This is a genomic window from Amycolatopsis rifamycinica (assembly GCF_000695625.1).
GTDB lineage: Bacteria > Actinomycetota > Actinomycetes > Mycobacteriales > Pseudonocardiaceae > Amycolatopsis > Amycolatopsis rifamycinica.
Genome location: NZ_JMQI01000039.1, coordinates 28,322 through 43,756, shown reverse-complemented (window position 1 = coordinate 43,756; position 15,435 = coordinate 28,322). Strand labels below are relative to the sequence as shown.

Here is a 15,435-nt window from a genome sequence, read left to right as displayed (position 1 = left end):
CCACGATTGGTTCGCCATCGGCGGTCAGCTCGTCTGTCCGAGGGCTCGTTGCACGAGACCGGAGATGTCCAGTGCGTCGATCAGTTCCGCGTCGTCCGTCGCCGGTGCGGGGACCTCCGGCTCCGGGCCGGCTTCCGCGTCGGCCAGGCCGAGCAGGGCGTCCAGCACACCGGCTTCCTTGAACCGGGCGAACGGCACGGACGCGAGGACCTGCCGGAGGTCGTCCTCCCGCCCGTCCAGGCCGTCGTCGGCCTCCCGGAGCAGTTCGACGCGCAGGTAGCCGACCAGCGCCTCCGGGGTCGGGTAGTCGAAGATCAGCGTCGCGGGCAGGCGCAGCCCGGTGGCCGCGTGCAGGCTGTTGCGGAGGTTGACCGCGGCCAGGGAGTCGAAGCCGACCTCCTGGAACGCCTGCCGCGGGCCGATGCCCTCGGCGCCGCTGTGGCCGAGGACCGTCGAGGCGTGGCCGCGGACCAGCTTCAGCAGGACGCGGTTCTGCTCGGCGTCCGGGACCGCGCGCAGGGAGTCCGCGAGCGACGACGCCGTGTCGCCGTCTTCGCCGTCGTCTCGGGCCGCCTCGAGGATCGCCTTCGCCTCGGGCAGGTCGGCGAACAGCGGGCTGGGGCGGACCGAGGTGAACGCGGGGACGAAGGCGCCCCAGTCCATGTCGGCCACCGCCACGGCCTTCTCGTTGCCGGCGACGGCCTGCACCATCGCGGTGACGGCCAGCTGCGGCGCCATCGGGATCACACCGCGGCGGCGCAGCTGGGCGAGGGCGGCCTCGTCCATGCCGATGCCGATCTGGTCCAGCGCGCCCCAGGCGATCGACGTCGCCTTCAGGCCGCGGGCCCGGCGCCACTCGACCAGGGCGTCGAGGACGGCGTTCGCCGCACCGGCCGGGCCCTGCCCGCCGCCGCCCCAGACGCCCGCGATCGAGGAGAACACGACGAAGGCGTCGAGCGGGGTGTCCTCGAACAGCTGGTCCAGCCACACCGCGGTGGTCACCTTGGCGGTGAACACCTCGTCGAGGTCGGCGACGCCGGTGTCGTCGACGGAGCTGGTCTGCGCGATGTCGGCGGCGTGCACGACGGCGGTGACTTCAGCGTCCGCCACCAGCCGCGTGATCGCGTCCCGGTCGGTGCCGGCGCAGGACTCCACCGCCGTGCCCAGCTCGGCGAGCTCGGCCCGCAGTTCGGCGACGCCGTCGGTGCCGGTGACGATGAGCCGTTCGGCACCGGACCGCGCGAGCCAGACCGAGGCGTGGCGGCCGAGCCCTTCGGCTCCGCCGGTCACCAGGACCGTGCCGCGGGGTTCCCACTTGCCCGTCGCGGCCTCCGGCACCGGCTTGCGCACCAGCCGCCTGCGGTAGACGCCCGACCGCCGGACCGCGAGCTGGTCTTCCCCGGCGGCGCCGGTCAGGACGCCGAGCAGGGCCTGGGCCGTGCGCGCGTCGGTCGCGGCGGGCAGGTCGACCAGGCCGCCCCACCGGTCGAGGCGCTCCAGCGCGACGGCGCGGCCGAGTCCCCACACGGCCGCCTGGGCCGGTGCGGTGACGGCGTCCTGGATGCCGATGTTCACCGCGCCGGAGGTGAGGCACCACAGCGGCGCGGCCGTGTTGGTGTCGCCCAGGGCCTGGACCAGCGCGAGCGTCGAAGCGGTGACCTCGGTCGCGTCCGCGGGCCCGCCGTCGAGGGCGAGCAGGGACAGCACGCCGGTGAGGTCGCTGCCCGCCAGGACACCCCGCAGCCGCTCGGCGAGCCGGTCCCGGGCGGGTTCCTCGATCTCCAGCCGGACGAGGTCGAGACCCTGACCGGTGAGCTCCTTCAGGAGCGCGTCGCCGGTGCCTGCCGGGACGACGGCCAGCCAGCGCCCGCCCGGGACGCCGGTGGCTTCGCGTTCGAGGGGCTGCCAGGTGACCTGGTAGCGCAGTTTCTCCGCCGTCGAGCGCTCCCGGCGCTTGTCCCGCCACCCGGCCAGCACGGGCACGACGGTGCTGAGCGCCCCGCGCTGCTCCGGCACCAGGTCGAGCAGCTCGGCCAGGCTGTCCACATCGGACTGTTCGACCGCGGTCCAGAACTCGCCGTCCGCGCCTTCGGCGGCCTCGGCCGGCTCGGCCTCGTGCAGCCAGAAGTGCCGTCGGTCGAAGGCGTACGTCGGCAGGTCGACCCAGCCGGCCGCGGGCAGCGTCGCGGCCCAGTCCACGGCCACGCCGCGGACGTACAGCTCGGCCGCCGAAGCAAGCAGGCGGCGGAGCCCGCCGTCGTCCCGGCGCAGCGACCCGGTCACCACGGCGTCGCCGCTGATCTCGCTGAGGGGCTGGACCAGCACCGGGTGGGCGCTGATCTCGACGAACACCGTGTGCCCCAGCCCGGCCAGGTCCGCCACCGCCGGGCCGAACCGCACCTGCTGCCGCAGGTTCCGGTACCAGTAGCCGCCGTCGACGACGTCCCGCTCGATCCACGCGCCGAGGACGGTGGAGTAGAACGGGATTTCCGGCGCCCGGGCGGTGATCCCGGCCAGGGACTTGTCCAGGACTTCCTCGATGGCCTCGACGTGCCGGGTGTGCGAGGCGTAGTCCACCGCGACCCGCCGCACCCGGACGCCGTCGAGGGCGCCCAGAGCTTCGTCGAGGGCCTGTGCGTCTCCCGCGATGACGACCGAGGACGGGCTGTTGACGGCCGCGACTTCCACGCGGTCCGCCCACGGCGTCAGCCGCGCGACCGCGTCTTCCTCGCTCAGGGCGACCGACGCCATCCCGCCGCGGCCGGCCAGTTCCGCGGCGATGGCCTGGCTGCGCAGCGCGACCACCTTCGCCGCGTCGTCCAGCGACAACGCCCCGGACACGCAGGCGGCGGCGATCTCGCCCTGGGAGTGCCCCAACACGGCGTCCGGGACGACCCCCAGGGAGGTCCACACCGCGGCGAGACCGACCAGCATCGCGAAGCTCGCCGGCTGCACCACGTCGACGCGGTCCAGGAGGTCGGCGTCGCCGCGCAGGACGTCGAGCAGCGACCAGTCCGTCCACGGCTCCAGCGCGGCCGCGCAGTCCTCGATCCGCTGGGTGAACACCGGCGAGGAGTCCAGGAGTTCCCGGCCCATGCCGAGCCACTGCGAGCCCTGGCCGGGGAAGACCCAGACGACCTTGCCCGGCTTGCCCGCGGTCCCGGTCACGACACCGGGCGCGTTCTCGCCGCGGGCCAGCGCCCGCAACCCGGCCTGGGCCTCCTCGGCCGAGCCCGCGACGACGACCGCACGCTCGTTCAGCGTCGCGCGGCTCGACACCAGTGCCCCGGCCACCCCCGCCAACGACTCGTTCTCGAGGACCGCGGCCAGCCGGCCGGCCTGTCCCGCCAGGGAACCGGTGCTGCGCGCGGACACCACCAGCGGCACCACGGAGGCCGCCTCTTCGCGCGCGGGTTCTTCGGCGGGGCCTTCTTCGATGATCAGGTGCGCGTTGGTGCCGCTGGCCCCGAAGGAGGACACGCCCGCCCGGCGCGGACGGCCGTTCCGCGGCCACTCCCGGGCCTCGGTCAGCACCTCGATCGCCCCGGCGGACCAGTCCACCTGGCTCGTCCGCTCGCCGGCGTGCAGCGTGGCCGGCATGACGCCGTGGCGCATGGCCATGACCATCTTGATCACGCCCACCACACCGGCCGCCGCCTGCGTGTGCCCGATGTTCGACTTCAGGGAGCCGAGCCACAGCGGCTGTTCCCGCTCCTGCCCGTAGGTGGCCAGCAGCGCCTGCACCTCGATCGGGTCACCCAGCGCCGTGCCGGTGCCGTGCCCCTCGACGACGTCCACATCGGACGGTGCCAGCCCGGCCGTGGCGAGCGCGCCGCGGATCACCCGCTGCTGCGAAGGGCCGTTCGGGGCGGTCAGGCCGTTCGACGCGCCGTCCTGGTTCACCGCGCTGCCCCGCAGCACCGCCAGGATCCGGTGCCCGCGTTCCCGCGCCACCGAAAGCCGTTCCAGCACGACCACGCCGACGCCCTCGGCCCACCCGGTGCCGTCCGCGCCTTCCGCGTAGGCCTTGCACCGGCCGTCGGCGGACAGGCCGCGCTGGCGGGAGAACTCCAGGAAGGCGTCCGGGCTGGCCATCACGGTCGCGCCGCCGGCCAGTGCCATCGAGCACTCGCCCTGCCGCAGGGCCTGCGCCGCCAGGTGGATGGCCACCAGCGACGACGAGCACGCCGTGTCCACCGTGACCGCCGGACCCTCGAACCCGAACACGTAGGCCACCCGGCCCGACGCCACGCTCGAAGCGGTCCCGGTCATCGTGTAGCCCTGGACGTCCTCGGGCACTTCGCGCAGCCGCGTCACGTAGTCGTGGTGGACGATCCCGGTGAAGACGCCGACGTCGCTGCCGCGCGCCGACAGCGGGTCGACGCCCGCGCGTTCGAGGGCTTCCCACGACGTCTCCAGCAGCAGCCGCTGCTGCGGGTCCATCGCGAGGGCCTCGCGCGGCGAGATGCCGAAGAGCCCGGCGTCGAACTGGGCCGCGTCGTGCAGGAAGCCGCCGGTGCGCGTGTAGCTCGTGCCCGGGTGGGCGGGGTCCGGGTGGTAGAGGCCGTCGAGGTCCCAGCCGCGGTCGACGGGGAAGCCGGAAATCGCGTCCCGCCCCTCGGCCACCAGGTTCCACAGCTCTTCGGGGCTGTCCGCGCCGCCGGGCAGCCGGGTGCTCATGCCGACGATGGCGATGGGCTCGTCGGAGACGTCCCGCACCACCGGGGCGGCGACCGCCGGGCGCTCCCCCCGGAGTTCGGCCCGCAGGTGATCCGCGAGGACGGCCGCGTTCGGGTAGTCGAAGATCAGCGTGCTGGGCAGGTCCACGCCGGTGAAGTCGCGCAGGCGGTTGCGCAGCTTGATCGCGCCGAGGGAGTCGAAGCCGAGGTCCTTGAAGGACCGGTCGAGATCCGGCGCGGCCGTGTCCCGGTGCCCGAGCACCACCGCGACGCTCTCCCGGACCAGGGCCGGCACGTCGTGCACCGGCTCGGCCGGGCGCGCCGCGACCGGGCTCGCGGGTGACGGCGTCTCGTCGGTGCCGACCCAGTACCGCTCGTGCTGGAAGGCGTAGGTGGGCAGGACGGTCCCGACCGCCGTGCCCGGCCGGTCGAGGAGAGCCGTCCAGTCCACGGTCACCCCGCGGACGTGCAGTTCCGCGAGCGCGGTCAGGACGCCGGGGACCTCGGCGCCGTTCTTGCGCAGGGTGGCGACGCAGCTCTGCTCCGGCCCGCCGAGCGTGCCGAGGGCCATGGCGGCGAGCGCCCCGCCCGGGCCGAGCTCCAGGTACGTCGTCGCGCCCTGGGCGTTCAGCTCGGTGACGGCGTCGCCGAAGCGCACGGCGTCGCGCACCTGACGGACCCAGTAGCCCGGGGTGTCGAGCGCCGCGAGTTTCCCGGTCAGGGTCGAGACGACCGGCAGCGTTCCGGCCCGGTACGTCAGCCGTTCCGCGACCGCGCGGAAGTCGCCGAGCATCGGTTCCATGAGCGGCGAGTGGAAGGCGTGGCTGACCGGCAGCCGCTTCGTCTTGCGGCCGCGGGCCGCCAGTCCGGCCGCGACGGCGAGCACGGCGTCTTCGGCGCCCGAGAGCACCACCGAGTCCGGGCCGTTGACCGCGGCGACGCACACCGTGCCGTCGAGCAGCGGCGCGACCTCGTCCTCGGCCGCCTGGACGGCGACCATCGCGCCGCCCGCGGGCAGGGCCTGCATGAGCCGGCCGCGCGCGGCGACCAGTTCGCCCGCCTCGGCCAGGTCCAGCACGCCGGAGACGTGCGCGGCGGCGAGCTCGCCGATGGAGTGGCCGGCGAGGAGGTCCGGCCGGACGCCCCAGGACGCGAAGAGCCGGAACAACGCGGTCTCCACGGCGAACAGCGCGCCCTGGGTGTACATCGTCTGGTCGAGCCGGGTGCGGTCGTCGAACACGACCTCGCGCACCGGGCGCCCGCCCAGGTGCGCGTCCACGGCGTGGCACGCGGCCTCGAAAGCGTTCCGGAACACCGGGAACGTCCCGGCGAGTTCGCGGCCCATGCCGGCCCACTGGCTGCCCTGTCCGGTGAAGAGGACGGCCAGCTTGCCGTCGACCGGCGTCCCGGTCACGACACCGGGACCGAAGGCGGCGAGGTCCGCGCGGAGCCGGTCCCGGTCGGAAGCCAGGACGACGGCCCGGTGGTCGAGCTGGGCGCGGGTGGTGGCCAGCGCGTGCGCGACGTCGGGGACGCGCACCTCGGCGCCGAGGAAGCCGGCGAGCCGCGCGGCCTGCCCGCGCAGCCCGGCGGCCGAACGCGCGGAAAGGAGCACGGGCACCAGGAATCCGGCCGGTTCCGGCCGCGGCGTGGCGACCGGCGCGGGGACTTCTTCGAGGACGACGTGCGCGTTGGTACCGCCGATGCCGAACGAAGAGACGCCGGCCCGGCGCGGGTGGCCGTCGCTCGTCCAGTCGCGGGCCTCGGTGAGCAGTTCCACCGCACCCGCCGACCAGTCCACGTGGGACGACGGCCGGTCGACGTGCAGCGTCCGGGGCAGCACGCCGTGGCGCATGGCCATGACCATCTTGATCACGCCCGCGACCCCCGCCGCGGCCTGGGTGTGCCCGAGGTTCGACTTCACCGAGCCGAGCCACAGCGGCTGCTCGCGATCCTGACCGTAGGTGGCGATCAGGGCCTCGGCCTCGATCGGGTCGCCCAGGGTCGTGCCGGTGCCGTGCGCCTCGACCGCGTCGACGTCCGAGGGGGACAGCCCGGCGGCGGCGAGCGCCTTGCGGATCACGCGCTGCTGGGCCGGGCCGTTCGGGGCGGTCAGGCCGTTCGACGCGCCGTCGGAGTTGACCGCCGATCCGCGGACCACGGCCAGCACCTGGTGCCCCCGGCGCCGGGCCTCGGACAGCCGCTCCACCAGGAGCAGCCCGACCCCCTCGGACCAGCCGGTGCCGTCCGCGCCGTCGGCGAACGCCTTGCACCGGCCGTCGGGGGCCAGCCCGCGCTGCCGGGAGAACTCGACGAAGGTCTCGACCGTGCCCATCACCATCACACCGCCGGCCAGGGCCATGGCGCACTCGCCGCGTTGCAGGGCCTGCACCGCCATGTGCAGCGCCACCAGCGACGAGGAGCAGGCCGTGTCGACCGTGACGGCCGGGCCTTCGACGCCGAAGTGGTAGGCGACGCGCCCGGAGAGCACGCTCGCCGAGGCGCCGGTGAGCCGGAAGCCCTCGACGCCGGCGGCCCCGTGCGTCCGCATGCTGTAGTCGTGGCTGTTGACGCCGGCGAAGACGCCGATGTCCTGCCCGGCCAGGGTGGTCGGGTCGATCGCGGCCCGCTCGAACAGCTCCCAGGACGTCTCCAGCAGCAGCCGCTGCTGCGGGTCCATGGCGAGCGCCTCGTTGGGCGAGATGCCGAAGAAGGCGGCGTCGAACCCGGCGGCGTCGTCGAGGAAGGCGCCGTGCCGCACGTACGTGGTGCCCTCGTGGTCGGGGTCTTCGTGGTAGAGCCGGTCGGTGTCCCAGCCGCGGTCGGCGGGGAACTCGGTGACCGCGTCGACGCCGTCGGCGACCAGCCGCCACAGGTCCTCCGGGCTGTGCACGCCGCCGGGGAACCGGCACGCCATCGCGACGATGGCGATCGGCTCGTCGACGGCGGCGGCCGTCCCGATCTCCGCTGGCCGCGACGCGTTCTCGCCGAAGAGCCTGCCGCGCAGGTGATCCGCGAGCGCCGGGGGCTTCGGGTAGTCGAAGATCATCGCCGGGGACAGGGTGAGCCCGGTCGCGGCGGCGAGGCGGTTCCGCAGTTCCACCGCGGTCAGCGAGTCGAAGCCGGCGTCCTTGAACGTCCGTCCCGAGTGGACGGATCCGGCACCGGAGTGGCCGAGCACCTCGGCGGCGTGCCGCCGGACCAGGTCCAGCAGGGCTTCGGTCTGCTCGGCTTCGGCCAGCCCGGCGAGGCGCTCGGTCAGCGACGCGGTCTTGGCCGCCGTCCGGCGGGGCAGCGGGGCCAGGCCGCGCAGCGGCGGCGGCACCGGGCCGCCGGCCTTCGCCGTGGCCCGCAGGGCGGCGACGTCGAACTTGGCCGCGACCAGCGGGCCGCCGGTGCCGATGGCGGCGTCCAGCAGCGCCATGCCCTCGTCCGCCTCGATGCCGGCCATGCCGATCCGCTGGTTGCGCCGCAGGTCGGCGGCACCCAGGTGCTCGGTCATGCCGCTGACGGCCGCCCAGTAGCCCCAGGCGATGGACACCGCGGGCAGGCCTTCGCGGTTCCGCTCGTGCGCCAGCGCGTCCAGCTCGGCGTTGGCGGCCGCATACCCGGCCTGGCCGGGGTTGCCCAGCACGCCGGCCGCCGAGGAGAACAGCACGAACGCGGCCAGGTCGGCGTCCCGGGTGAGCTCGTCCAGGTGCCGGGCGGCGTCGGCCTTCGGCCGCCGGACGGTGTCGAGCCGGTCCGGGGTCAGCTCGGTGACGACGCCGTCGTCCAGGACGCCGGCGGTGTGCACCACGGCGGTGAGCGGGTGCTCGGCCGGGATCGCCGCCACGACGGCTTCGAGCTGCGCCCGGTCCGCCACGTCGCAGGCGGCGATGGTGACGGACGCGCCGAGCGCGGTCAGCTCGTCGTGGAGTCCGGGAGCCGCACCGCGGCGGCTGACCAGCACCAGGTGCCGGACGCCGTGGGCGGTGACGAGGTGCCGCGCGGTCAGCGCGCCGAGCGTGCCGGTGCCGCCGGTGATCAGCACGGTTCCGCCGGGGTGCAGCGGCCGCGCGTCCGGCGTGGCGGGAATCCGGGCCAGCCTCGGCACCGACGCGACGCCGTCGCGCACCCTGACCTGCGGTTCGCCGGTGGCCACCACGGCGGGCAGCACGGCGGGGTCGTCGAGGTCGGCCAGCACGATCCGGTCCGGGTGCTCCGACTGCGCCGAGCGCACCAGGCCCCAGATCGCCGCCGCGCCGGGTTCGGCGCAGTCCCCGGTGAGCACGGCCAGCCGGGTGTCCGCGGGATCCGCCAGCCACGCCTGGAGCGCGGCCAGCGTCTCCTCGACCGACGTGGCTTCGTACGTCGAGAAGTCCACGGCTTCGGCGGACAGCGGGATCTCGGTCCAGTCGACGCGGTAGAGCGCGTCGGTCGTCCCCGTTTCCGGGGCGAACGGCGTGCCGCGCACCGCTTCGACGGTCAGGACGGGCTGCCCGGCCGGGTCGGTGAGCCGCAGGCCGGTCGCCGTCGGCGTCACGGTCACGGCCGTGGCCCCGGAGGCCAGGAGGGACACGCCGGTCCAGACCGACGGGAGCAGGCCGTCGCCGACGACCGTGCGGACGGCGGCATCCAGCAGCGCGGGGTGGATGCCGTACCGATCCGCGTCCCGCAGGCCGTCGACCGTGACGTCGGTGGCGTCTCCCGCCGCCGCCGGTTCAGGCACCGCGGCGGCGGCGGGAGCGAGTGTGCCGTGGGCGTGCCGCGTCCACGGTCCGTCCGCCTCGCGGGAAAAGACCTCGATCGGACGCCGCCCCCGCTCGCCGGGTTCGCCGGCGATCAGCTGGACGTCCCGGCCACCCCGCCGCGGCAACGGCACGGGGGTGTCGACGGTCAGTTCGGCGAGGAAAGGGGTGCCGGTCAGGTCGCCGAGCCGGATGGCCGCCTCGACCAAGGCCGCGTTCGGCACCAGGCCGTCCGCCGCCCAGGGGTGCGTCCGGCGTGTCCAGCGGGCCACGGCGGTGAGCCGGTCCGAGCCGGGGGTGCTGACGATCGTGCCCAGGAGCGGGTCGCCGTCCGCCGCCGGTTCGGCCGGTTCGAGCCAGTAGTGCCGGTGGTCGAAGGCGTAGGTCGGCAGGTCGACCCAGCCGGCGGCGGGCACCGTCGCCGTCCAGTCCACGTCGACGCCGCGGACGAACAGCTCGCCCATCGAGGTCAGGAGCCGCCGCGGGCCACCGTCGTCACGCCGCAGGGTCCCGACCGCGTTCCCGGTGAGCTCGCTCAGCGGCTGGACCAGCACCGGGTGCGCGCTGACCTCGACGAACACGGTGTGCCCTTGCTCGAGGAGGGTCGTCGCGGCTGCCCCGAACCGGACCTGGTTGCGCAGGTTGCGGTACCAGTACCCGCCGTCCAGGACACCGGCGTCACGCACCCACTCGTTCGTGACGGTGGAGTAGAACGGCACGGCCGGCGCCTGCGCGGTGATTCCGGCCAGGGTCTCGGCGAGGGTGTCGCGGATGTCTTCGACGTGCCGGGTGTGCGAGGCGTAGTCCACGGCCACGCGCCGCACGCGGATTTCCGCCGCGGACAGGGTTTCGAGGGTCTCGTCGAGAGCCTGGGCGTCTCCGGCGATCACCACCGACGACGGCCCGTTGACGGCCGCCACCTCGACGCCGTCCGCCAGTCGCGAGACGACGTCGTCCTCGCCCATGGCGACCGACGCCATCCCGCCGTGGCCGGCGAGCTCCGCCGCGATGGCCTGGCTGCGCAGGGCCACCACCTTCGCCGCGTCCTCGAGGGTCAACGCCCCCGACACGCACGCGGCCGCGATCTCACCCTGCGAGTGCCCGACGACGGCGTCCGGCCGGACCCCGACGGACGCCCAGACGGCAGCCAGCCCCACCATCACGGCGAAGCAGGCGGGCTGCAGCACGTCGACGCGGTCCAGGTCGCCCTCGCCCCGCAGGACCTCGACGAGCGACCAGTCGATCCACGGCTCCAGCGCCGTCGCGCACTCGGCGATCCGCGCGGCGAACACGGGGGACTCGTCCAGCAGCTCCCGGCCCATGCCCGGCCACTGCGTCCCCTGCCCCGGGAACACCCACACGACCTTGCCCGGCGTCCCGGAACCGGCCGCGTCGAGCGCCCGCAGCCCGGCCACGGCTTCCGCCCGCGAACCGGCCACGACGACCGCGCGTTCGTCCAGCACCGCCCGACGCGACACCAGCGCCGCGGCCACCTCGGTCAGCGAGACGTCCCCGTCCAGGAAGGACGCCAGCCGCTCGGCCTGCCCGGACAGCGATTCCCCGCTGCGTGCCGACAGCACCAGCGGCACCACGGCGGCTTCCGGCGCGGACACCGGCTCTTCGGCGGGGGCTTCCTCCAGGATCAGGTGCGCGTTGGTCCCGCTGACGCCGAACGACGACACCCCGGCCCGGCGCGGACGGCCGTGGCGCGGCCACTCCCGGGCTTCCGTCAGCAGTTCGACCGCCCCGGCGGACCAGTCCACCTCGGCAGTCGGCTTGTCGACATGCAGTGTCGGAGGCAAAACCTCGTGCCGCAGGGCCTGCACCATCTTGATCACGCCCGCGACGCCCGCGGCCGCCTGCGCGTGGCCGATGTTCGACTTCAGCGAGCCGAGCCACAACGGCGTCTCCCGCTCCTGGCCGTAGGTCGCCAGGAGCGCCTGCGCCTCGATGGGGTCACCCAGGGTCGTCCCGGTCCCGTGCGCCTCGACGACGTCCACATCGGACGGTGCCAGCCCGGCCGCGGCCAGCGCGCGGCGGATGACCCGTTGCTGCGACAGGCCGTTCGGGGCGGTGAGCCCGTTGGAGGCGCCGTCGGAGTTGACCGCGCTGCCCCGCAGCACCGCCAGGACCCGGTGCCCGCGCTCCCGGGCCACCGACAACCGCTCCAGCACGACGACACCCACGCCCTCGGACCACCCGGTCCCGTCGGCCGCGGCCGCGAAGGCCTTACACCGCCCGTCGGGCGCCAACGCGCGCTGGCGGGAAAACTCGACGAACGAGCCCGGCGTCGCCATCACCGTGACACCGCCGGCCAGCGCCATCGAGCACTCGCCCTGCCGCAGGGCCTGCGCGGCCTGGTGCATCGCGACCAGCGACGACGAACAGGCCGTGTCCACGGTGACGGCCGGGCCTTCCAGGCCGAGCACGTACGACACCCGGCCCGAGGCCACGCTCGCGGCGACCCCGGTGGTGACGAAGCCTTCGAGTTCCGGTGCCACCGCACCGGTCCCGTAGCCCTGGCCCATCAGGCCGGAGAACACCCCGGTGTCGGTGCCCTTCAGGCCGATCGGGTCGATCCCGGCGTGCTCGAGGGCCTCCCACGACGTCTCCAGCAGCAGCCGCTGCTGCGGGTCCATGGCGACGGCCTCGCGCGGCGAGATCCCGAAGAACCCCGCGTCGAACTGTCCGGCGTCGTGCAGGAAACCGCCCTGGCCGACGTACGACGTCCCGGCGCGTTCCCGGTCCGGGTCGATCAGGCCGTCGAGGTCCCACCCGCGGTCTTCGGGGAACGCCGAGACGGCGTCGGCGCCCGTGGACACCAGCCGCCACAGGTCTTCGGGGGAAGCCACGCCCCCGGGCAGCCGGCACGCCATCCCGACGATCGCGATCGGCTCGTCCGGGTCGGCCGCGACCGGCTCGGCGAGGTCCTGGGCGATCCCGAGCAGCTCCGCCCGGACGTGGCCGGCCAGCGCCACCGGCGTGGGGTGGTCGAAGACGACGCTGGCGGGCAGCCACCGGCCGGTGTGCTCGGTCAGCCGGTTGCGCAGTTCGACGACGGCCAGCGAGGTGAACCCGAGATCGCGGAACGCGCGCCCGGCCGGGACCGGTTGCCCCAGCACGTCGGCGGCCAACGTCCGGACGAGGTCTTCCAGCAGATCGCACTGGGCGCCTTCGGCCAACCCGGACAGCCGGGCCCGCAGCCCGGCGGCGACGGTCTCGTCGGCCTGCCGGGACTGCTCCTCGTGCTCGGTCGCGGCGTACCGCAGCCGCGCGGGCTCGTCGGCCAGCAGGCCGCGCCGGATCTTGCCGGACGCGGTCCGCGGGATGTGGGCGACCTCGAGGATCCGCTCCGGCACCTTGTAAGCCGACAGCTGCTCGCGGCACTTCTCGATCAGCGCGCCCGCGTCGAACCCGGACGGCCCGGGGATGACGTAGGCGACCGGGACCTCGCCGAGCGTGTCGTGCGGGACGCCGCCGACCGCCGCGTCGGCGACGCCGCCGGCCGTGCGCAGCACCGCTTCGACCTCGCCGGGGTGGATGTTCGCGCCGCCCCGGATGATGAGTTCCTTGATCCGGCCGCAGATGGTGAGGTAGCCGTCGTCGTCGCGGCGGGCCAGGTCACCGGTGCGGAACCAGCCGTCGCGCATCGCTTCGGCGGTCGCCTCCGGGCTGTTGTGGTAGCCGAGCATGACGTTCGGCCCGCTGACCCAGACCTCACCCTCCTGGCCCGCGGGCCGCTCCAGCCCGGTCTCGGGGTCGACGACCCGCACGCCGACGCCGGGCACGGGCCGGCCGCACGACCCGTCGACCCGCGCGCCGTCCGGCGGGTTCATGGCGATGGCCCCGCAGGTCTCGGTGCTGCCGTAGGCGTCGATCAACGGGACGCCGAAGGTCTCCTCGAACTCACTGCGCAGCCCGGCGCCGAGGACCGCGCCCCCGGCCAGGCCGATGCGCAGGGCCGGGGCGGAGAACCCGCGCTGCCGGGCGGCCCGCACCAGGTGGTGGTAGGTGGTCGGGACGCCGGCCAGGAACGTCGAGTCCTCGGCCACCAGCAGCCGCATGACGTCGTCGGCGGACCCGCCGTCCACGAGCCGGACGCTCGCGCCGACCACGGTCGCCGACAGCACGCAGGCGATGTGCGAAAGGCTGTGGAACAGCGGGAGCGGCCAGAGCACCCGGTCTTCGTGGCTCAGTCCCGGGATCGGCACGTAGCAGGAGGCGACGGACCAGAGGCAGTTGCGCTGGGTCGACACCACGCCCTTGGGCAGGCCCGTCGTCCCCGACGTGTAGAACATCCAGGCCGGTTCGTCCAGCTCGAGGTCGTCCGCGGCGGGCCCGGCCGGTTCCGTGCCGGCGAGTTCGTCGTACGGGTGGGCGCCCGCCGGGACGTCGCCGCCGGTCACCAGCAGCTCGACGGGCGGCGCGAGCGGCAGCCGGGCCGCCTGCACCGGGTCGGTGACGACGACCGTGGCGCCGCTGTCGGTCAGCGGGAACTCCAGCTCGGCCGTCGCCGCCCCGGGGTTGAGCGGCACGGCGACCGCGCCGGCCCGCAGGACCGCGAAGTAACTCTCCACTGTGGACACCCGGTTGCCGAGGCAGATCGCCACCCGGTCGCCGTGCCGGACGCCGAGGGCGGCCAGGTGCCCGGCCAGCCGGCGCGTCCGCGCCTCGAGCTCGCCGTAGGTGACCGACCGGTGGTCGTCGGCGAACGCCGGCTTGCCGGCGAATCGGGTCGCGTTCTCCAGGAGTGCGACGGGAAGTGGCTTGACGAGATCGGTGCGCACTGTGCCGCAGATCCTTTCGGCTGTTTCGTGGGGAAGACCGCTCACCAGGAGACGGGGAGCTCCTTCACCGAGAAGACGGAACCCTTCAGCCGCAGCGGCACCTCGTCGGCCGGGACGGCCGGCCGCAGCTCGGGGAACGCCCGCAGGAGTGCGGTGAAGCCGGCGCGGAGCTCGATGCGCGCCAGGTTCTGGCCCAGGCACTGGTGGATGCCGAAGCCGAAGGCGACGTGGCCGGCGGTGTCCCGCTCGATGTCCAGTTCCGCGGGACAGCCGAACTTGGCCGGGTCGCGGTTGGCCGCGGGCAGCGACACCGTGACGGTGTCGCCCTTCTTGATCAGCTCGCCGTCCAGCTTCACGTCCTCCAGCGCGGTGCGGTAGGTGTGGTACTGGTTGACGGTCAGGTAGCGCAGCAGCTCCTCGATCGCGGCGTCGAGCTTTTCCGGCTCGGCCCGCAGCTTCGCCAGCTGGCCGGTGTGGTGCAGCAGCGCGAAGACGCCGGTGGCGAGCGCGCCCTCGGTGGTCTCGTACCCGGCGAACAGCAGGAGGGTGACGATGTTGCGCAGCTCCTCCTGGGTCAGGTCCTCGGTGACCAGCGAGCTGATGAGGTCGTCCCGGGGCTGCTGCCGCCGCCGCTCGATGACCTCGTCGAAGAACTTCCCGGCCACCTCGTAGGCGGCCGCGGCCTCGGCCGGGTCGGCTTCGGCGTCGTGCAGGAGGGTCACCGCGGGCACGTACCGGTCGCGTTCCTCGTAGGGCAGGCCGACGAGCTCCCCCAGCATCCGCAGCACGAGCGGCTTGGCGAAGTCCGCGACGATGTCCGCGGGGGCCCCCTTGGCCCGCATGACCTCGATCTGCTCGGCGGCCACGGCCTCGACGCGCGGGATCAGCCTGCTGGTGCGGCGGACGGTGAACTCGCCCGTCAGCAGCTTGCGGTACCGCGTGTGCTCGGGCGGGTCCATGTGGATGAACATGCCGGGGATGAGCGGGTGGGTCGGGATGACCTGGCCCTGGTGGGTGACCGGGAAGTGGCCGATTTCGCAGCTGTGGCTGAACCGCGGGTCACTGAGGACTTCGCGGACCAGGTCGTAGCTGGAAACGATCCAGCCGACGTGCCCATCCGGGTAAACCATCTTCGCGAGCGGACGTTCTTCGCGCAGAGAGTCGAATATCGCGGGCGGATCGAACTTGTCGGTCCGCGCCCACGGAACCTCGAAGGATATCGCGTCGGTCATGGAAACC

At 74.4% G+C, this 15,435-nt stretch carries 2 protein-coding genes; both read right to left on the bottom strand.

Annotation, left to right across the window (positions count from 1 at the left end; genetic code table 11):
• Positions 1-24: 24 nt before the first annotated feature.
• Positions 25-14,196: a type I polyketide synthase gene (locus DV20_RS18230; protein ID WP_043781803.1), complete on the bottom strand. Its 14,172-nt coding sequence runs from the start codon at positions 14,194-14,196 to the stop codon at positions 25-27.
• Between the two features lie 41 nt (positions 14,197-14,237).
• Entirely contained in the window at positions 14,238-15,428 is a 1,191-nt protein-coding gene (locus tag DV20_RS18225) for a cytochrome P450 (protein ID WP_043781801.1), read from the bottom strand.
• Positions 15,429-15,435 lie beyond the last annotated feature (7 nt).